At 62.1% G+C, this 19,536-nt stretch carries 21 protein-coding genes; 7 read left to right on the plus strand and 14 right to left on the minus strand.

All coding sequences use genetic code 11. The features are described 5' to 3' along the window. Positions 1-15: 15 nt before the first annotated feature. Complete coding sequence (gene pmbA / locus P3T24_RS36825; RefSeq protein WP_429441674.1) at positions 16-1,386, minus strand: metalloprotease PmbA; 1,371 nt, start codon at positions 1,384-1,386, stop codon at positions 16-18. A gap of 215 nt (positions 1,387-1,601) precedes the next feature. Between pmbA and yjgA the strand changes: the two genes are divergently transcribed. Then, positions 1,602-2,222: a ribosome biogenesis factor YjgA gene (gene yjgA / locus P3T24_RS36830; protein ID WP_429441675.1), complete on the plus strand. Its 621-nt coding sequence runs from the start codon at positions 1,602-1,604 to the stop codon at positions 2,220-2,222. Further along, a complete protein-coding gene (gene mog, locus P3T24_RS36835; RefSeq protein WP_074263796.1) occupies positions 2,203-2,829 on the plus strand; it encodes a molybdopterin adenylyltransferase in 627 nt (208 codons plus the stop codon). Before yjgA ends, mog begins: the two co-directional genes overlap by 20 nt. 25 nt (positions 2,830-2,854) lie before the next feature. On the opposite strand, the gene orn is transcribed toward mog, so the two are convergent. Beyond that, positions 2,855-3,463 (minus strand): oligoribonuclease, encoded by a 609-nt coding sequence (orn, locus tag P3T24_RS36840; protein WP_429441676.1) that lies wholly within the window; start codon positions 3,461-3,463, stop codon positions 2,855-2,857. A gap of 139 nt (positions 3,464-3,602) precedes the next feature. Between orn and P3T24_RS36845 the strand changes: the two genes are divergently transcribed. The 3 genes from P3T24_RS36845 to P3T24_RS36855 all read left to right on the plus strand — a co-directional run bounded on the left by P3T24_RS36845 (position 3,603) and on the right by P3T24_RS36855 (position 6,237). Beyond that, complete coding sequence (locus tag P3T24_RS36845) at positions 3,603-4,862, plus strand: M48 family metallopeptidase (protein ID WP_074263794.1); 1,260 nt, start codon at positions 3,603-3,605, stop codon at positions 4,860-4,862. Next, positions 4,859-5,794, plus strand: coding sequence for a ribosome small subunit-dependent GTPase A (gene rsgA, locus P3T24_RS36850; protein ID WP_429441678.1), 936 nt, complete (start codon positions 4,859-4,861; stop codon positions 5,792-5,794). Before P3T24_RS36845 ends, rsgA begins: the two co-directional genes overlap by 4 nt. Before the next feature lie 122 nt (positions 5,795-5,916). Next, positions 5,917-6,237, plus strand: a complete 321-nt coding sequence (locus tag P3T24_RS36855; protein ID WP_074263792.1) for a putative signal transducing protein — start codon at positions 5,917-5,919, stop codon at positions 6,235-6,237. A gap of 126 nt (positions 6,238-6,363) precedes the next feature. Here the strand turns inward: P3T24_RS36855 and P3T24_RS36860 are convergent, their stop codons facing one another. The 6 genes from P3T24_RS36860 to rpsP all read right to left on the minus strand — a co-directional run bounded on the left by P3T24_RS36860 (position 6,364) and on the right by rpsP (position 10,645). Beyond that, complete coding sequence (locus tag P3T24_RS36860) at positions 6,364-7,302, minus strand: CobD/CbiB family protein (RefSeq protein ID WP_074263791.1); 939 nt, start codon at positions 7,300-7,302, stop codon at positions 6,364-6,366. A 127-nt stretch (positions 7,303-7,429) separates the two neighbouring features. Further along, entirely contained in the window at positions 7,430-8,110 is a 681-nt protein-coding gene (locus P3T24_RS36865; RefSeq protein ID WP_074263790.1) for a CoA pyrophosphatase, read from the minus strand. Between the two features lie 99 nt (positions 8,111-8,209). Next, positions 8,210-8,590, minus strand: a complete 381-nt coding sequence (gene rplS, locus P3T24_RS36870; protein WP_074263789.1) for a 50S ribosomal protein L19 — start codon at positions 8,588-8,590, stop codon at positions 8,210-8,212. 143 nt (positions 8,591-8,733) lie between these two features. Continuing rightward, complete coding sequence (gene trmD, locus P3T24_RS36875) at positions 8,734-9,501, minus strand: tRNA (guanosine(37)-N1)-methyltransferase TrmD (RefSeq protein ID WP_429403964.1); 768 nt, start codon at positions 9,499-9,501, stop codon at positions 8,734-8,736. Positions 9,502-9,526: 25 nt separating this feature from the next. Beyond that, complete coding sequence (rimM, locus tag P3T24_RS36880) at positions 9,527-10,249, minus strand: ribosome maturation factor RimM (protein WP_429403962.1); 723 nt, start codon at positions 10,247-10,249, stop codon at positions 9,527-9,529. 141 nt (positions 10,250-10,390) lie between these two features. Next, entirely contained in the window at positions 10,391-10,645 is a 255-nt protein-coding gene (gene rpsP / locus P3T24_RS36885) for a 30S ribosomal protein S16 (protein ID WP_074263786.1), read from the minus strand. A gap of 399 nt (positions 10,646-11,044) precedes the next feature. On the opposite strand from rpsP, the gene P3T24_RS36890 reads away from it, so the two are divergent. After that, a complete protein-coding gene (locus P3T24_RS36890; RefSeq protein WP_074263785.1) occupies positions 11,045-11,488 on the plus strand; it encodes a TM2 domain-containing protein in 444 nt (147 codons plus the stop codon). Between the two features lie 70 nt (positions 11,489-11,558). Here the strand turns inward: P3T24_RS36890 and P3T24_RS36895 are convergent, their stop codons facing one another. Next, positions 11,559-12,689 carry a PA0069 family radical SAM protein gene (locus tag P3T24_RS36895; protein WP_429403960.1) on the minus strand — a complete coding sequence of 377 codons (1,131 nt, stop codon included), beginning with the start codon at positions 12,687-12,689 and terminating at the stop codon, positions 11,559-11,561. 112 nt (positions 12,690-12,801) lie between these two features. Beyond that, the gene (locus tag P3T24_RS36900) at positions 12,802-13,290 is read right to left on the minus strand and encodes an Lrp/AsnC ligand binding domain-containing protein (RefSeq protein WP_429403959.1); all 489 of its coding nucleotides are present in this window, start codon (positions 13,288-13,290) and stop codon (positions 12,802-12,804) included. A 169-nt stretch (positions 13,291-13,459) separates the two neighbouring features. On the opposite strand from P3T24_RS36900, the gene P3T24_RS36905 reads away from it, so the two are divergent. Beyond that, entirely contained in the window at positions 13,460-14,746 is a 1,287-nt protein-coding gene (locus tag P3T24_RS36905; RefSeq protein WP_074263740.1) for a D-amino acid dehydrogenase, read from the plus strand. Positions 14,747-14,890: 144 nt separating this feature from the next. On the opposite strand, the gene P3T24_RS36910 is transcribed toward P3T24_RS36905, so the two are convergent. The 4 genes from P3T24_RS36910 to P3T24_RS36925 form a co-directional block, all read right to left on the minus strand. Beyond that, the gene (locus tag P3T24_RS36910) at positions 14,891-16,681 is read right to left on the minus strand and encodes an acyl-CoA dehydrogenase (protein ID WP_429441679.1); all 1,791 of its coding nucleotides are present in this window, start codon (positions 16,679-16,681) and stop codon (positions 14,891-14,893) included. A 103-nt stretch (positions 16,682-16,784) separates the two neighbouring features. Continuing rightward, positions 16,785-17,720, minus strand: a complete 936-nt coding sequence (locus P3T24_RS36915) for an electron transfer flavoprotein subunit alpha/FixB family protein (protein WP_429441681.1) — start codon at positions 17,718-17,720, stop codon at positions 16,785-16,787. A 13-nt stretch (positions 17,721-17,733) separates the two neighbouring features. After that, the gene (locus P3T24_RS36920) at positions 17,734-18,483 is read right to left on the minus strand and encodes an electron transfer flavoprotein subunit beta/FixA family protein (protein ID WP_429441683.1); all 750 of its coding nucleotides are present in this window, start codon (positions 18,481-18,483) and stop codon (positions 17,734-17,736) included. Positions 18,484-18,727: 244 nt separating this feature from the next. Next, entirely contained in the window at positions 18,728-19,528 is an 801-nt protein-coding gene (locus P3T24_RS36925; RefSeq protein WP_429441685.1) for a MetQ/NlpA family ABC transporter substrate-binding protein, read from the minus strand. Between the last annotated feature and the right edge of the window lie 8 nt (positions 19,529-19,536).

The following is a 19,536-nucleotide window of genomic DNA, read 5'->3' on the forward strand; positions in this document are numbered from 1 at the left end:
TGACTGCGTGCTGGCTTACTGCCCGGCAATCGTCATCCGCTCGATCAGCACCGAGCCGGTCTGCTTGGTGCCGCGCACGAGCGTGTCCGCGCCAATCGCGACGATATGGTGGAACATCTCCTGCAGCGTGCTCGCCACCGTGATCTCTTCCACCGGATACTGGATCTTGCCGTTTTCGACCCAGAAGCCCGACGCGCCGCGCGAATAGTCGCCGGTCACGTAGTTGACGCCCTGCCCCATCAGCTCGGTCAGCAGCAGGCCGGTGCCGAGCTTCTTCAGCATGGCCTCGAAATCGTCCTCGGGACGCGTCTTCGAACTGAGCAGCTTCAGGTTGTGCGAGCCGCCCGCGTTGCCGGTGGTCTTCATGCCGAGCTTGCGCGCCGAGTAGGTAGACAGGAAGTAGCCTTCCACCACGCCGTCTTTCACCACCGAACGCTGCTTCGTGCGCACGCCTTCTTCGTCGAACGGCGCGCTGCCCATGGCGCGGGCCACGTGCGGGTCCTCGACCACCTGCACGTGCGGCGCGAACACCGGCTTGCCGAGGCTGTCGACAAGGAACGAGGTCTTGCGATACAGCGCGCCGCCGCTCACCGCCTGCACGAACGCGCCGAGCAGACCTGCCGCGAGCGGCGCTTCGAACAGCACGGGCACCTTGCGGGTATCGAGGCCGCGCGCACCGATGCGCGCCAGCGCACGCTGCGCGGCGTAACGTCCGATGGCTTCCGGATCGGCCAGATCTGCCGCGTTGCGTTGCGAGCTGTACCAGTCGTCGCGCTGCATGTTGCGCCCGCTGCCGGCGATCGGCGCGCACGCCACGTAATGGCGCGAATACGGATAGCCGGCGAGGAAACCGCGCGAGGTGGCGAGCACGAACTGCGAGTGCTGCGCCGAGACGCTTGCACCTTCCGAATTGCGGATCTGCGGGTCAGTGGCGAACGCTGCGTCTTCGGAGCGGCGGGCGATCTCGACCGCTTCGTCGGCGGTGAGATTCCACGGATGATACAGATCGAGGTCGCGCGGTGCGGTTTCGAGCAGTTCGGCCTCGGCGAGACCCGCGCAGTCGTCTTCCGCCGTGAAACGGGCGATGTTGTAGGCGGCTGCAACCGTATCCTTCAACGCCTGCGAAGAAAAGTCCGAGGTGCTCGCGTTGCCGCGCTTGTTGCCGATAAACACCGTCACGCCGACCATCTTGTCGCGGTTGTGTTCGATCGTCTCGACCTCGCCACGCCGCACGGAGACGGACAGGCCGTCGCCTTCGGAGATTTCAGTCGCGGCGTCGGTGCCGCCGAGCGACTTTGCGTGACGCAGGATGTCCGAGGCGATTTCCTTCAGCTCATCCTGGGTATGCGGGAAAAAGCGCTGTCTGACGTCCATGTCTGCTGCCATATTCGTTGCCGTCCTTCGTTGCGTCCTGGTCGGGGCCGGGAGCGGCCCTCCGGTGTGTTCTCAAGTACGTCGCTACGTATCCCGCGATCATAGCAAGGTCCGCGCGAGCGTACCTGGCATTCGCCGACGTCTTGCGTCACCGGCAAGAGGCGCGGACCGGCGGCGCCACTGGCGTGACCGCGGGATTCGACGGCACGGCACGCTACAATAACGGTATGACACGTAAAACCCGCATTCAACCGATGGAACCCGCCGCCGAGCCAGAGATCGACGAGAACGGGTATGACCGTCCCAGCAAATCCCAGCTCAAGCGCGAAATGCACGCGCTGCAGGAGCTGGGCGAGGCGCTGATCGCGCTGCCGAAAGATGCGTTGAAGCGCATGCCGATGCCCGAAAAGCTCGACGACGCCGTGCGCGAAGCCCGCCGCATCACCGATCACGAAGGCAAACGCCGCCAGGTCCAGTACGTCGGCCGGGTGATGCGCTCGCTGCTCGAGGACGAGACGGCCGCGCTGCGCACCGCGCTGGATTCGTACAACGGCATCAACAAGGCCGAAACGGCGCGTCTGCACTGGATCGAGCGCACCCGCGAAAAGCTGCTCGCCGACGACGCCGCGCTGACCGACTTCATCCGCCAGCACCCCGCCGCCGACCCGCAGGAAGGCCGCACGCTGATCCGCAACGCCCGTAAGGAAGCGCAGCAGAGCAAGCCGCCGCGCTATTTCCGCGAGCTGTTCCAGTGGATCAAGAATGCGGACGGCCCGGAAGCGGCGGAGGACGATGAACACGAAGGGCACGGCGCCCCGGACGACGACGATGACGAAGATCGCGCGTAATCATCCCGATGAGATCGTGATCGGGCTGGTTTCGATCAGCGACCGGGCGAGCACGGGTGTCTATGAAGACAAAGGGATTCCGTCCTTGCAGGAATGGCTCGGCGCGGCGCTGAGCTCGCCGTGGCAGGCCGTCACCCGGCTGATCCAGGACGATGCGCAGACGATTTCCGCCACGCTGATCGAGTTGGTAGACAAGGCCGGTTGCGATCTGGTGCTGACCACGGGCGGCACCGGGCCGTCGCGGCGCGATGTGACGCCGGAAGCAACGCTGGCGGTGGGCACAAAAGAAATGCCGGGATTCGGCGAGCAGATGCGACAGATCAGCCTGAATTTCGTGCCGACAGCCATCTTGTCGCGCCAGGTGGCGGTGATCCGCGAAACGCCGACGCACGCGGCACTGATCGTCAATCTGCCGGGTCAACCGAAATCGATCCGGGAAACGCTGGAGGGGTTGCGCGACGAGGCAGGAGCGGTGAAGGTGCCGGGGATTTTTGCGGCAGTGCCGTACTGTATCGACCTGATCGGCGGCCCGTACGTGGAAACCAACGCGGCCATTGTGAAAGCCTTCCGGCCGAAAAACGCGATCCGGGCGCCGCGTCAGGCGTGAGCGACGCGCCGGATTGTCGCTTCGATTACTGTTCCGCCACCGGCGCGCTCGCCGCCGGGATCAGAAAGTGCTCGCGGTAGTACTTGAGCTCGTCGATCGATTCGTGGATATCGGCCAGCGCCGTATGCATTGCACGCTTCTGGAAGCCCTTGTAGATGGCCGGTTGCCAGCGGCGGCACAGTTCCTTGAGCGTGCTCACGTCGAGATTGCGGTAATGGAAGAAGCGCTCCAGATCCGGCATCCAGCGCGCCATGAAGCGGCGGTCCTGGCAGATGGAATTGCCACACATCGGCGACTTGCCCGGTGGGACGTACTGGCCGAGAAATTCGCGAATCTGCTCGGTGGCTTCCGCTTCGCCGACGCTCGAAGCGCGCACCCGGTCGATCAGACCCGAACGGCCGTGTGTGTTCTGGTTCCACTGATCCATCCTGGCGAGCGTTTCGTCGCTTTGGTGGATGGCGAGGACAGGCCCTTCCACCACTCTGTCGAGCGTCGAGTTGGTCACCACGACGGCGATCTCGATGATGCGGTCGGTGTCGGGCTCGAGCCCGGTCATTTCCATGTCCAGCCAGATCAGGTTCATGTCGCTGCGCGCGAGCGACGGCCCGTCAGCGGATTCGAGGATGTCAGTCATGGAGGCAACCCTGGTGAATAGCGCCGCGCGCCCCCTTGGGACGGCCCTGTGCGCCGTTGAAACAGTTCGATTTAGCGTGACCCCGCCAGCCGGCGGGAAGAAACATATAATTCTCGCATAGATACCACGGATTCCCCGGATGCCTACTCTGTACTTCACCGTTCTGTTCGCCGTCGCCGTAGTGGCGATGGTCGGCACCAAGCTCTGGCTCGCGTCGCGGCAAATCCGCTTCGTCGCGGCGCATCGCGGGCAGGTGCCCGGCCAGTTTGCGGGCACCATCGCGCTAACCGCGCATCAACGTGCGGCCGATTACACCGTCGAGCGCACACGGCTGACGATGATCGAGATCGTCGTCGGCGCGGCCGTGCTGATCGGACTCACGCTGCTGGGTGGCGTGCAGGCGCTCGATCTGGCGATTTCGGACTGGCTTGGCCGCGGCTACGTCGGGCAGATCGCGCTGATCGCGGCGGTCATTGCGATCACCGGCGTGATCGACCTGCCGTTCGACTACTACCGGCAGTTCGTCATCGAAGAGCGCTTCGGTTTTAACCGCATGGGCAAGGGCATTTTCTTCGCCGACCGCATCAAGGGCCTGCTGCTCGGCGCGGCCTTCGGCCTGCCGCTGCTGTTTGTCGTGTTGTGGCTGATGAACCAGGCCGGGAGCCTGTGGTGGCTGTGGACCTGGGTCGTTTGGGTGGTATTCCAGCTGCTCGTGCTGGTGCTGTATCCGTCGTTCATCGCGCCGCTCTTCAACAAGTTCGAGCCGCTCAAGGACGAAGCCCTGGTTAGCCGGATCGAATCGCTGATGAAGCGCTGCGGGTTCGCCGCCAAGGGATTGTTCGTGATGGACGGCAGCCGCCGTTCCGCGCACGGCAATGCGTATTTCACGGGCTTCGGCGCGGCCAAGCGCATCGTGTTCTTCGACACGCTGCTCGCACGCCTGTCGGGCAGCGAGATCGAAGCCGTGCTCGCGCATGAACTCGGTCACTTCAAGCGCCGCCATGTCATCAAGCGGATGGTGGTGATATTCGCGCTCAGCCTCGTGATGCTCGCGCTGCTGGGCTGGCTGATGCAGTGCGTCTGGTTCTATGAGGGGCTCGGCGTGCGGCCATCGCTGCTGGGTGGGAACAGCGGGCTCGCGCTGGTGCTGTTCTTCCTTGCGCTGCCGGTGTTCCTGTTCTTCGTGACGCCGCTCGGCAGTCTCAGTTCGCGCAAGCATGAATTCGAAGCCGATGCGTTCGCCGCTACCCAGACTGACGCGCAGGATCTCGTCAACGCCCTCGTCAAGCTCTACGAGGACAACGCGTCGACCCTCACCCCCGACCCGCTCTACACCGCGTTCTATTATTCGCATCCGCCAGCATCGCAGCGGATCGACCGCCTGCTGCGGCACGCATGACCGCCCGTCCCCAGAAAGCGGCGCGCCTGCCGTCCACGACGCGGGTGGGCGGCCTCGTCATTGCGGCCCATGGCAGGCACTACCTGGTGGCGCCGGAAGACGGCGGCGCGATGCTGCAGTGTTTTCCACGCGGCAAGCGCAGCGAGGTAGCGGTCGGTGATCGAGTCATCTATGAGCCGACTTCGGCGGATCAGGGCGTGATCGTCGAGATAGCCGAGCGGCGCAATCTGCTGTATCGCTCGGACCAGTACAAATCGAAACTGTTCGCGGCGAACCTCGATCAGTTGCTGATCGTGCTCGCCACCGAGCCGCACTTCAGCGAAGACCTGCTCGGCCGCGCCCTGGTGGCGGCAGAGGCGAACGAACTGAAGCCGCTGATCGTGTTGAACAAGACCGACGTCGAGGTCGAGTTGCCGGGCGCGCGAAAGCGGCTCGCGCGCTACCAGGCGCTTGGCTATACCGTCGTGGAACTATCGATCAAAACCCAGCCGGAGGCCGCACACGCCGCGCTCGAGGAACATCTGCACGGCCACGCCACGCTGCTGCTCGGCCAGTCGGGAATGGGCAAGTCCACGCTGGTCAACCTCGTGGTGCCAAATGCGGAGGTAGCGACTCGCGAGATCTCCACCGCTTTGAACAGCGGCCGCCATACGACCACTTTCACACGGCTTTACCCGCTGCCGGACGGCGGCGCGCTAATCGATTCGCCAGGGTTTCAGGAATTCGGTCTGCACCACCTGACCGAGGGCAAGCTTGAGAGGGCGTTCCCTGAGTTCAGGCCGCTGCTGCCCAACTGCCGCTTCTACAACTGCCATCATCTGCAGGAGCCGGGCTGTGCGATTCTCGAAGCGGTCGCCGATGGACGGATTGCGCCGGCACGGCATGCGTTGTATGCGCAGCTGGTCCACGAGGCAAGCCAGATCGTTCGCTGAGCCTTTTGCAATGCTTTTGTGCGTGGGCGGTCGGTTGCCTGGCGCAACTGGCGCGCAGCCCTTCCTGATCTCCCGATCTCCATCAACCCGTCTTATTTAGACTCCACCGGTCGACACTCATGATGAAACTGATGCGCGCGCCGAATCTGCTGATCGGACAGCATTGGATCAATGTGCTGGCGACCGCGGGCATTGCCTGTGAACTGCACAACCGCTACCTGAACGGCGCGCTTGGGGAAATTCCAGCGGATCAGTGCGCGCCGGAGTTGTGGCTCGTCGACGAACGCGACGAGATGATGGCCCGCAAGCTTATCGAGGTGGCCGCGCATGGACCCAGCGCGGGTTCGCCGTCATGGCGTTGCGCTCAATGCGGCGAGACGCTAGAGGCGCAGTTCACGGTTTGCTGGCAATGCGGGACCGCGCGCAATCCGCTGGACGGGTGACGGCGCGAAGCGATGGCGTGGGTAGCTCAGTTGGCCAAAACAATTTGAGGCCGGGGTCACCGGCCTCAATCGAGATACTGCTCACGCATGTGGCATTGTCACGTAGTCATATGACTGACACTCGCGTCAGGCGAGCCAGACCGCTATCGTCAGCATCAGCAGCAGGATCATCCACAGGATGACAGCACGCCACACCAGTCCCACCGCCGATTGCAGCGTGCGCGGCGTACAGTCATCACCTACCTGCAGGGGATCGCCATCGCCCGTTGCCAGTGCATCGAGACTCGACGGCTCCGCCAGCGGGCCGCTCAGACGTGCGCCGAGCGCACCGCTGCCGGCCGCGAGCAACACGCCGTCATTGGTGTCGGGCCATTGCCGCGCATGGTTGCGCCATGAATAAATGGCGTCTTCGAAATTGCCGACAATCGCAAAGCCCAGCGACGTCAGCCGCGCCGGCACCCAGTCGATTACAAAAAACGCCTGCTGCGCAAAACTGGAGAACGCCACGGTGCGGTCGTCCGTCGGGCGCGACCACGTCCGCGCCAGGTACTCGGCGATCCGGTACAGCACCGCGCCCGCTGGTCCCACCGGCACGAGGAACCAGAAGAACACGCCAAACACATGACGGTGCGAAGCCACCACCGCGTGGATCAGCGTATGACGGACGATCTCGCTGACGGGCATGTCGACCGTATCGAGGCCCGTCCATTCATTGAGGATTTCACGCGCGCGCGGCACATCGTCGTTGTTGAGCGCGAGGTGAATGTCCGTGAAGTAGTGGCTGAACTGGCGGAATCCTAGCGTGAAATAGACGATCACGACGTTCCACAAGAACGCGAGCACGAAGTTGATGTGATAGAGCACGTAGTAGACAAGCGCGACGGCCAGCGTCCACGGCACCACCACCACGAGCCACGCAAGCAGGCCGTGCTTGGGCTTGCCGGCGTCGAACCCGTGCGCCGCCGACTCCGCATGATATTGAAGCAGCGCCGACACCGGATTGTTCGGCGATAACGCGCGCACCTGTTCGATGATCAGAGCCAGCAATACGGAGAAAAAAGTCATGCGATGCGCCGTGCTTTTCGGGTTTTTACGATTGTTTTATAACGATAGCACAGGGTCGGATCCGACCGGGCGCGCTGATGGTTGCAAAGCTGCGACACCTGAGCCGCTTCGGGCGGGCTGGCGTGAGTCATGCAGCAAGAAAGCGATAGAAATTGCGCAACATACCGGCCGTCGCCCCCCAGATAAAGTAGTGTCCGGCCGCGTCGCCGCGAGGATAAGGCATGGCAAAAAAGCGCCGCTCGCCACCCTCCCAGCGGAACACGCGCACCTCATGGTGAGCGGGGTCCATCAGAAAATTCAGCGGCACTTCGAAGACTTCGGCGACTTCGAGCGAGTCGGCTTCCACGGTGAACGGCGGATGTACTAGCGCCACTACCGGCGTGACACGAAAGCCTGTGCCGGTCAGATAGTCGGGCATGGCGCCGAGCACCTCGACGCGCGCGGGGTCCAGACCTACCTCTTCCTGCGCTTCACGCAACGCCGTGGCCGTTGCGTTCGCATCGAACGGTTCGTGACGGCCGCCCGGGAAACTGACCTGGCCGGCGTGATCGTTGAGGTGATCGGCTCGCTGCGTCAACAACACCGTGATCCCGTCGTCGCGCACCACTAGCGGTACGAGCACCGCTGCGACGCGCGGATCGCCGAACTCCTTCCAGCGGGCGTCACCCGGCTCCGGCGTCCAGGAAAGGCGCTGCTCGAAGCGGGCGCGCAATCCATCAGGCGTCAGACGTGTGGGGGCAACCGGTGGCAGATCGTCGCCGGTCGATTCGACAGGCAGCGTTTCGGGTTGGAAGACGGGTCGGGTCAACGGGACTCTCGGAACGAGCTTTTGTAGGACATGCCGCTATTTTGACCCAACAAAGAAAAAAGCACCCGGGAAGGGTGCTTTTTCTTACAGCTTTTACGCTTAAGAAGCGGCGCGGTCTTTCGAGACCAGCTTTTCCTTGATCCGGGCCGACTTGCCCGAACGGTCGCGCAGGTAGTACAGCTTCGCACGGCGCACATCGCCACGACGCTTCACGACGATGCTTGCCAGCAGCGGCGAGTACGTCTGGAACGTACGCTCGACGCCTTCGCCCGACGAAATCTTGCGGACGATGAACGACGAATTCAAACCACGGTTACGCTTGGCGATAACGACGCCTTCGTAAGCCTGAACACGCTTACGCGTGCCTTCAACCACGTTCACGCTGACAATCACCGTATCGCCAGGGGCGAATTCGGGGATGGTCTTCTCGCCGAGGGCGCGCGCGATTTCTTCCTGCTCGAGTTTTGCAATCAGATTCATCACTGACTCCTAAGTCCATCTTGTCGGCGTTCGTACCTGCCTCACAGAACACTGCTCGGCTACGGCCCCGATAGAGGATGGGTTCACATCAGGCACCGTACACGCATGTGCGGCGCCGCCTATTCGCGAGTGACACCGGGGCTCTACGCCTTCGATGCTTCCTTCGCGAGACTTGCAAGCCATGCCTCATCGGCACGGCTCAACATCTTGTTCTTTCTGGCCTTTTCGATCAGATCGGGCCGTTTGTTCAACGTATTGCGCAGCGCTTCACGGCGACGCCACAACTCGATTTCCGCGTGATGGCCGCCGAGCAGCACATCGGGTACACGCACGCCTTCGTATTCCTCGGGACGCGTATAGTGCGGGCAATCCAGCAGCACATCGACGAAACTGTCCTGCACTGCCGATTGCGAGTCGTTCAGCACACCGGGTAGCTGACGCACCACGGCATCCATCAACGCCATTGCCGGCAACTCGCCGCCCGACAGCACGAAGTCGCCGAGGCTCACTTCTTCGTCGACGCAACGATCGATCAGACGCTGGTCGATCGCTTCATAACGGCCGCACAGCACGATCAGACCAGGTTCCGCGGCAAACCGCATCACCCCTTCGTGATTGAGCGTCGCACCTTGCGGGGACATCATCACGACGCGCGAACCGGTAATGCCTTGCTCCGCCTGCGCGGCTTTCGCCGCGCCGATCGCGTCTTCCAGCGGCCTGCCCAGCATTACCATGCCCGGGCCGCCACCATACGGGCGATCGTCGATCGTACGGTAGTTGTCGGTGGTGAAATCGCGGGGATTCCACGTGCGCAAACCGTAGCGCTCCTGCTTCGCCGCGCGACTGGTAATGCCCCAATCGGTCAGCGCACGAAACATCTCGGGAAAGAGCGTGACGACATCGAACTGCATCGCTCTCTCCGGTCAACGAGCTAATTTAATAATCAGCTTCCCAGTCGACAACGATTTGCTTCGCCGCCTGGTCCACCGTTTTGACAAAAACACCGACGAACGGAATCAACCGCTCGCCAGTCACCGGCTTACCGTCTTTACCAGTATCCGGATATTCGATGCGCAACACCGAATGCGCACCGTTGTCGATCATGTCAGCCACCTTGCCGAGAGCAACCCCGGTCAGGTTCACGACATCCAGGCCGAGCAGATCGACCCAGTAGAATTCGTCAGCTTCCAGCGTCGGGAAATCGCTGCGGCAGATATACACGCGAGCGCCACGCAATGCGAGCGCCTCGTCGCGGTCAGTCACGCCGCCCAGGTGGGCAACGACGCTGTCGCTGTGTATCTTTGCCTGCAGCGCCGGTGCCGAATTGCGCTCGTGGCCTTTCATCAGCCACCAGCGCTTCGCGCTCAGCAATGCATCGCCGCCCCGTCCGGCATCCGCATGCGCGGCTACCTTGACCCAGCCCTTGAGGCCGTAAGCGTCGACGATTGCACCCACTTCAACAGCGTCGTCCGGCCAGCTTTCGACCGTTTCGGCACGCATTGCTGCGGCGCCGGAATCGACGTTAGCTGCACCGGGGGCCTTGGCCTTGACGCGTTCCACCGGCTTGCGGACAAACGCGCCGAACGGTGCGTCACCTGCTGCCTGCGCGCGCTGAGCCGGCTTGGCGCGACCTGAACTTCCCGAATCACGCTCAGACATGACGCCACCTCAGACCACACCTCAAGTCGAAGTTCGTTACCACCTTCGACGTCTGCTTCAGCAAAACGCGCAGTAAAACTCGCGCATCGGACACCTCGCGCAAGCTGCGCGAGCCGCCGGCGATGCACATGCTAGCTACCATTAAGCAGCCGGCTGCGCCTTTTGCGCTTCTTTCACGAGACGCTCGACCGTCGGCGACAGTTGCGCGCCAACGCCTTGCCAGTACGTCAGGCGGTCTTGAGCGATACGCAGCGACTCACCCTTCGTAGCGATCGGGTTGTAGAAGCCAACGCGTTCGATGAAGCGGCCGTCACGACGGTTACGCGAATCGGTTGCGACGATGTTGTAGAACGGGCGCTTCTTGGAGCCGCCACGAGCCAAGCGGATGATGACCATACTAGAATCCTTGAAAACCGGGGTTCGGAACCACTGAAACAGGCGATTATAGCGGGAAACTGAAGCCATAACAAACACTTACGGGGAAAACTAGCATTCATCGTTGCGCTGGGGCTGTCGTCCGGCCGGCCGGCCCTCTTCAAATCGCCCGATCACCTGACGGAAAGCCCGCAAACCTCGCCTCGCTACCGTACCGCCCGCCGCCCTTTCCGCCCGGTTCCCGCCTGTCGCACGGGCCCGACTTACCGCGTCACCTACGAGGCAACCTGGGCGTCAGCGAATTCCATCAATCAGCTTGCGACGTGGCCTGCGCCACGCCGCGGGGCGTAGAATGCGCCTCGGTCCGCGCACCGTTGCGCACCAGTCCTCACGACCGCCCGTCACTGAACTCTTGCCCCCATGTCCACACGCGTTTCGAATTCACCGCGCTTCAGGTCCAAGACGATTACCGCGGCACTCGCCTTCTTCTTCGGCAGCCTCGGCGCGCACCGTTTCTACTTATATGGAAAGCGCGACCTGTATGGCTGGATTCACCTGATCTGTACGCTGTTCGGCATTCCGGGTGTTCTGCTGCTGATCCTCACCCAGCGGACCTCGGCGCTCGGTTGGGTGCTGGCGGTCCCGGGCGCAATCTCACTATTTTCCGCATTCCTTGCAGCGATTGTCTACGGACTGCGTCCCGACGAAAAGTGGGATGCGCAATTCAACCCGCAGAGCGCGCAAAGCAGCCGTTCCGGCTGGCCGGTGATCTTCGTCGTGATTTTCTCGCTGTTCATTGGCGCCATGCTGATGATGGCGAGCCTTGCCGTTGCATTCGATACCTATTTCGAATCGTCGATGTAGGCGATTCGAGGGGCGTCGGCCGAACAGATCGATCAAACGGGCTGGCGGCGCCAACGCTCGTACGCCCCAGCTAAAAGAGATCCATTTGTCCGTCGTCGCGCGCCGGGATCGGCGCCGGCGGCTGCGCGCGGACAAACTGCGACATATCCAGAATGCCTCGCCGACGCTCGTTCAGACCGAGCCGACGCGCGGCTTTATGGAAGCGCTGATTCATCAGATCGGCCCACAAACCCTCACCTTTCATTCGTGTGGCAAAGGAGGCGTCGTAGTCCTTGCCACCGCGCATGTCGCGCACGCGGTTCATGACCCGCTCGGCCCGATCCGGGAAATGCGCTGCGAGCCAGTCTTTGAATAGCGGCGCGACTTCCCACGGCAGACGCAGCACGATATAGCTCGCATTGGTCGCCCCCGCTTCCGCACACGCCTCCATGACCCGCTCCATGTCAGGCTCGGTGACGAACGGAATTACTGGCGCAATACTGACGCCCACCGGAATTCCGGCCTCGCTCAGCGTGCGGATTGTGCGCAGCCGTCGTGCCGGCGTTGCTGCTCGTGGTTCGAGCGTGCGGGCAATCTCGGCATCCAGCGTGGTGATGGTGATGGCCGCCATGAACTGGCCGCGCTCCGCCATAGGTACAAGCAGATCCAGATCGCGCTCGATCAATGACGACTTGGTAATAGCCGCAAACGGATGACCGCGCGCGTGCAACACCTCGATTACCCGTCGCGTGAGACCCAACTCGCGTTCGACCGGCTGCCAGGCATCCGTATTGACGCCGAGTGCGATCGGCTCCGGCACGTACGACTTCTTCGAAAGCTCCCGTTCGAGCAGTTCCGGCGCGTTGACCTTGGCGTAAATGCGGCTCTCGAAATCGAGTCCCGGCGATAGCCCCAGATAACTATGGGTGGGCCGCGCGAAGCAATAGATGCAGCCGTGTTCGCAACCGCGATAAGGATTGAGCGAGACGTTAAACGGGATGTCGGGCGACGCGTTGCGGGTCAGGATGGTTTTGGCACGCTCTTCAAAGATCTGCGTGCGCAACTTGGGTGAACTACCTTCCTCTTCCTCATTTGGCGCCCAGCCGTCATCCACCGCTTCGCGCTGGTCAAGCTCATAGCGGCCTTGCAGGTTCGTCACGGCACCGCGCCCTTTGTGGGGCGTAGGCGGGGCGATCGGATATTCGGGGACGGAATCAGTCACGGCGAGGTCAGGCCAAAACAGGAAACGGGAACGAAAAAACGGCTCACTGTTACTGTATAAATATACAGTGTTTGAGCCGTTTGTCGAGTCCCGTCTTTACCTTACCGACAGCCTATTCGCCCACCGCGATCGTCAAGGTTTCCTTGATTTCTTCCATCACCACATAGCTCTTCGACTGCACCGCCCCGGGCAGCTGCAGCAGGATATCGCCGAGCAGCTTGCGGTAGTCGGCCATCTCGCCAATGCGGGCCTTGATGAGGTAGTCGAAGTCGCCCGACACCAGATGACACTCGAGCACCTCGGGAATCTTCTGCACCTCGCGGCGAAACTGGTCGAACATGTTGCCGCTCTTGTGGTCGAGCGTAATCTCGACAAACACCAGCAGCGCAGCGCCCAGCTCAGCCGGATTGACACGCGCATGGTAGCCGGTGATCACGCCGTCGCGCTCCATCCGCTTGACCCGTTCGATGCATGGCGTAACCGACAGCCCAACCTGCTCGGCGAGGTCTTTCATCGCCATCCGGCCGTCCTGCTGAAGCAGCCTGAGAATCCTGTGATCGAGCTTGTCGAGCGCACGGATCGGTTGACGATGTGTTCGCATGGCCTTTTTACTGAAAATCTTAAAAATACAATAACAAAAACTACCTGACACTCAATACTATAGCGGATAACACTGGGCTGAAAGCGTATCACCTCGTTAATCGAATTATCTACAAACGAGCTGATTTCTCCAAGGACGCGCGAGCCCCAAAGAACCTTCTGGAGCAGCTATGCGAGTCGTCGTTTTGGGCAGTGGCGTCGTCGGGGTGACGAGCGCTTATTATCTTGCACGCGCCGGTCATGAAGTCACGGTGATCGACCGCGAAGCCGGTCCGGCACTCGAAACGAGCTTTGCCAACGCCGGTCAGATCTCGCCAGGCTACGCGTCGCCATGGGCCGCGCCGGGCGTGCCGATGAAGGCTGTCAAGTGGATGTTCCAGAAGCACGCGCCGCTTGCCATCCGCCTCGACGGCACGCAATTCCAGTTGCAATGGATGTGGCAGATGCTGCAGAACTGCACGTCGTCGCGCTATGCGGTCAACAAGGGCCGTATGGTGCGCCTTGCCGAATACAGCCGCGACTGCCTGCAGGCCCTGCGCGCCGACACCGGCATCCAGTACGAAGGCCGTACCGGCGGCACGCTGCAGGTGTTCCGCACGCAGCAGCAATTCGACGGCGCCGCGAAAGACATCGCCGTGCTGAAAGACGCCAATGTGCCGTTCGAACTGCTGTCGCCGGACGAACTCGCGCGTGCCGAGCCAGCACTCGCTGCAACTGCCCACAAGCTGACGGGCGGCCTGCGTCTGCCGGGCGACGAAACCGGCGATTGCCAGATGTTCACCACGCGCCTCGCGGCGCTGGCTGAAGAACTGGGCGTGACATTCCGCTACAACACGCCGATCGACGCGCTCGCCATGGCGGGCGGCCGGATCGCCGGCGTGCAATGCGGTAGCGAACTGGTACGCGCCGACGCGTTCGTAGTGGCGCTCGGTTCGTATTCGACGAAGTTCCTCGCGGACATCGTCAAGATTCCGGTGTATCCGCTGAAGGGCTATTCGATCACCGCGCCAATCGTCAATGCCGCGGCCGCGCCGGTGTCGACCGTGCTCGATGAAACCTACAAGATTGCGATTACGCGTTTCGACGACCGGATTCGCGTCGGCGGCATGGCGGAGATTGTTGGCTTCGACAAGTCGCTGCGTCAGGCGCGTCGCGAGACGCTCGAGATGTGCGTGAACGACCTGTTCCCGGGCGGTGGCGACACGGCCAAGGCTAGCTTCTGGACCGGCCTGCGTCCGATGACCCCGGACGGCACGCCGATTGTCGGCCGCACGCCGGTGTCGAACCTGTTCCTGAATACCGGCCATGGCACGCTCGGCTGGACCATGTCGTGCGGCTCGGGCCAACTGCTGGCGGACCTGATGTCGGGCAAGCAGCCTGCCATTCAGGCGGACGACCTGTCGGTGCACCGCTACCTCGGCGAAACGGGTGGTGCAACGCGTCCGGCTTACGCCTGAGCGGTTTGGCAAGTTACCACCCGGAACGACAGTAACGCTGTCCGCCCCTCTCAAAACAAACGGCGCCTGCAAGCTTCCAGGCGCCGTTTGTTTTTCGCGCGATCTCATCGATCACGCAGTCTCGCACTCAATTCACGCGCAACGTCAAAACTGATCCTCCGACAGCGCCAGCACACCCTCATCCCCCTTCGCGCTGACAATCGCCACTTCAAGCGCGACCGCCTGCGGCAGCACATGCTCTGCGTAGAACTGCGCGGTCGCGATTTTCGCCCCGTAGAACGACGGATCTTCGGTACGCTTCTCCGCAGCCACCAGCAACGCACGCGCCATCTGCCAGCCGCCGAGCACGATGCCCGCCAGTTTCAGATACGGCACGCTGCCGGCAAACACCGCATTCGGATCGCGCTTCGTGTTAGCGACAACAAACTCCACCGCCGCCGTCAACGCACGATGTCCTTGCGCGAGCTGACGCCGCATCGACTCAAAGGCTGCCCCTTGCTGCGAGCCGAGTGCTTCGACCGTTTGCGCAATACCGTCCAGCAGTGACTTCGCCACCGCGCCACCGTCACGCAACGTCTTGCGTCCAATGAGGTCATTCGCCTGGATCGCGGTGGTGCCTTCGTAAATCGGCAGAATCCGCGCGTCGCGATAGTACTGGGCCGCGCCGGTCTCTTCGATAAAGCCCATGCCGCCATGCACCTGCACGCCGAGACTGGTCACGTCGATCGACAACTCCGTGCTCCAGCCCTTTACGATCGGCACGAGGAACTCGTAGATCGCCTGGTGCTCGTTGCGCTTCGCTTCGTCCGGGTGACGATGCGCGATATCGCAATGTGCGGCGGCGACATAAGCGAGTGCGCGCGAGCCTTCGGTCAACGCACGCATCGTCGCGAGCATGCGGCGCACGTCGGGGTGATGAATGATCGAAACCGACTGCCTGGCCGAGCCATCGACCGGCCGGCTTTGCACGCGGTCTTTGGCGTACGCGACCGCCTTCTGATACGCACGGTCCGATACGCCCACACCCTGCATGCCCACTGCAAAGCGCGCGGCGTTCATCATGATGAACATGTACTCGAGACCGCGATTCTCTTCGCCGATCAGATGACCGATCGCGCCACCGTGATCGCCGAACTGCAGCACGGCCGTCGGGCTCGCCTTGATACCGAGCTTATGCTCGATCGACACGCAATGCACGTCGTTGCGCTCGCCGAGCGAACCGTCGTCATTGACGAGAAACTTTGGCACGATAAAGAGCGAAATACCCTTCACGCCTTCCGGCGCACCCGGCGTGCGGGCCAGCACGAGATGGGCGATGTTCTTCGCCATGTCGTGCTCGCCCCAAGTGATGAAAATCTTGGTGCCGAACAGTTTGAACGAGCCGTCGCCCTGCGGTTCGGCACGCGTGCGCACCAGGGCGAGATCCGAGCCGGCCTGCGGCTCGGTGAGGTTCATCGTGCCGGTCCATTCGCCGGAGATCAGCCTGGGCACATAGGTTTTTTTCTGGGCATCCGTGCCGGCAGTCAACAGCGCTTCGATCGCGCCGTCGGTGAGCAGCGGACATAGCGCGAAGGAGAGATTGGACGCGTTGAGCATTTCGACGCACGGCGTTGCGATCAGCTTTGGCAGCCCTTGACCTTCGTAGTCCAAAGGATGTTGCACACCCTGCCAGCCACCCTCGGCGAATTGCCGGAACGCCTCGGCAAAACCCGGCGTTGCCGTCACCTTGCCGTCCTTCCAGCTACTGGGATTTCGATCGCCTTCGACGTTCAACGGCGCCAGCACTTCGCCGCACAGCCTGGCCGATTCTTCGAGCACGGCCTGCGCGGTGTCGAGGTTGGCATCTTCGAAACCGGGCAGCTTCGCAATGTCTTCGAGTGCGGCCAGTTCTTTCATCACGAACAACATGTCCTTGACGGGCGCCGTATAGCTCATTTCAGTTCTCCTCCTGCCTGCGATATAAAAAGGGACGCTGGACTTATCGGTCCCTGCGTCCCTTCGTTTGCTGCCAGACGCCTTTTTTATGGCGCTGTTATGGTCAGCCGAGTTCGCTCACCAGTTCCGGCACCACCGTGAACAGATCGCCCACCAGACCGTAATCGGCGACGCTGAAAATCGGCGCTTCCGGGTCCTTGTTGATTGCCACGATGACCTTCGAGTCCTTCATGCCGGCCAGATGCTGGATCGCACCCGAGATGCCCACGGCGACGTACAGTTGCGGCGCGACGATCTTGCCCGTCTGGCCCACCTGATAGTCGTTCGGCACAAAGCCGGCGTCCACTGCGGCACGCGAGGCACCTAGTGCCGCGTTCAGCTTGTCCGCCAGCGGTTCGAGCACCTTCGTATAGTTCTCGCCACTGCCCAGACCCCGGCCACCGGAAACGATGATCGACGCCGACGTCAGCTCCGGACGGTCCAGCTTCGTAACTTCACGGCTCACGAACTGCGACAGGCCGCTGTCGGCTGCGGCTTCGATCTTCTCGACCGCTGCGCTGCCGCCTTCTGCTGCTACCGGGTCGAAGCCGGTGGAACGCACCGTGATGACCTTGACCGGATCGCTCGACTGCACCGTTGCGATCGCATTGCCTGCGTAGATGGGACGCTCGAACGTGTCGGCGGAATCCACGGCGGTGATATCGCTGATCTGCGCGACGTCGAGCTTCGCGGCGATACGCGGGGCGATGTTCTTGCCGTAGGCGGTAGCCGGCGCGAGGATATGCGAGTAGTCCTTCGCAATGTTCAGCACCGTCGCTTCGACGTTTTCCGCGAGGCCTGCTTCGAGTTGCGGCGCATCGGCCAGCAACACCTTGGCGACACCTGCGACCTTCGCTGCAGCGTCGGCCGCGCCCTGCGCGTTATGACCTGCCACCAGCACGTGCACATCGCCGCCAATCTTGGCTGCCGCTGCCACCGTGTTCAGCGTCGCAGCCTTCAGCGACGCGTTGTCGTGTTCCGCAATTACCAGAATCGTCATTTCGTCCGTCTCCTCACAGCACCTTGGCTTCGGTCTTGAGCTTCTCGACCAGCGTCTTCACATCGGCGACCTTCACGCCAGCGGAGCGCTTCGGCGGCTCGACAACCTTCAGCGTCTTCAGGCGCGGGGTCACGTCAACACCGAGGTCTTCCGGCTTGAGCGTCTCCAGCGGCTTCTTCTTCGCCTTCATGATGTTCGGCAGCGTGACGTAACGCGGCTCGTTCAGGCGCAGATCCGTGGTGACCACAGCCGGCAGCGTCAGCGACAGGGTTTCCGCACCGCCATCCACTTCGCGCGATACCGTTGCCTTGCCATCAGCCACGACAACCTTCGATGCAAATGTCGCCTGCGGCAACCCTGCCAAGGCAGCCAGCATCTGACCAGTCTGGTTCGAATCGTCGTCGATGGCCTGCTTGCCGAGAATGATCAGCGATGGCTGTTCCTTGTCGACCAGCGCCTTGAGCAGCTTGGCGACAGCCAGCGGCTGCAGTTCTTCGGACGACTCGATCAGGATCGCGCGGTCCGCGCCGATCGCGAGCGCCGTGCGCAGCGTTTCCTGCGCCTGCGTCACGCCCGCCGACACAGCGATCACTTCGGTCGCCACGCCTGCTTCCCGCAGACGCACCGCCTCTTCCACGGCGATCTCGTCGAACGGATTCATCGACATCTTTACATTCGCAATGTCGACGCCCGTGCCGTCCGATTTCACCCGGACTTTCACGTTGTAGTCGACCACTCTCTTCACTGGCACCAGGATTTTCATGCACACGCTCCAAAGTTACGAATACGTCAACCCAACGGACATTATAACGACTGGCTCTCGGCGACAGCCGTGCCGCAGGCTGGTTTACATCGAGGATAGCGCTCCTCAGCGGCGTGACAGCAATAACGAACGATCGTTCTATTTTAATCCCGAAAAAACCCGGGTGACAACCCCGGGTTCCGATTCGCGACTCTAATTCATCGTTTGCCGTCGATAGAACTCATGCGGTATCTGACGGTGGGCCTTACCAGGAGGCGATCACCGCGCCGCCGTACTTCGTGTCGATGTACTGCTTCACTTCCGGCGAGTGATACGCCGCGACCAGCTTCGCGACCCAAGGCTTGTTCCGGTCAGCCTCGCGAATTGCGATGATGTTCACATACGGCCCTTTGGGATCTTCGATCGCGATCGCATCCTGTTTCGGCTTCAGCCCCGCCTGCATCGCGTAGTTGGTGTTGATCGCCGCCGCATCCACGTCGCCGAGCGAGCGCGGGATCTGCGCCGCGTCGAGTTCGACGATCTTCAGCTTCCTTGGATTGTCGACGATATCCAGCGGCGTGGCCTTCAGGCCGGCATCAGTCCGCAGCTTCAGCAGTCCTTGCTTTTGCAACAGCAGCAGCGCGCGGCCACCGTTGGTCGGATCGTTCGGCACGGCGATCTTCTCGCCCGGCTGCAGCTCTGCGAGCGACTTGATCTTCTTCGAGTAGATGCCCATCGGGAAGGTCACCGTATCGGCAATGCGGATCAGTTTGTAGCCGCGATCCTTCACTTGCGCTTCGAGGTAGGGGTCGTGCTGATAACTGTTGGCGTCGAGATCGCCACTGGCGAGCGCGGCGTTCGGCTGCACGTAGTCCGCGAATTCGACGATCTTGATGATCAGACCGCTCTTCGCGGCGACGTTCTTCACCACGTCCATCAACTCCGCGTGCGGACCGCCCGTGACGCCGACCTTGATCGTGTCGTCAGCGTAAGCCTCAGTGTTAGCGGCGAATAATGTTGCCGCGCCGAGAGCGGCCGCGACCTTCAGAATAAAACGACGTTGCATGACTGACC

This window comes from Paraburkholderia sp. GAS33 (genome assembly GCF_050436645.1).
Classification (GTDB): domain Bacteria; phylum Pseudomonadota; class Gammaproteobacteria; order Burkholderiales; family Burkholderiaceae; genus Paraburkholderia; species Paraburkholderia phenazinium_B.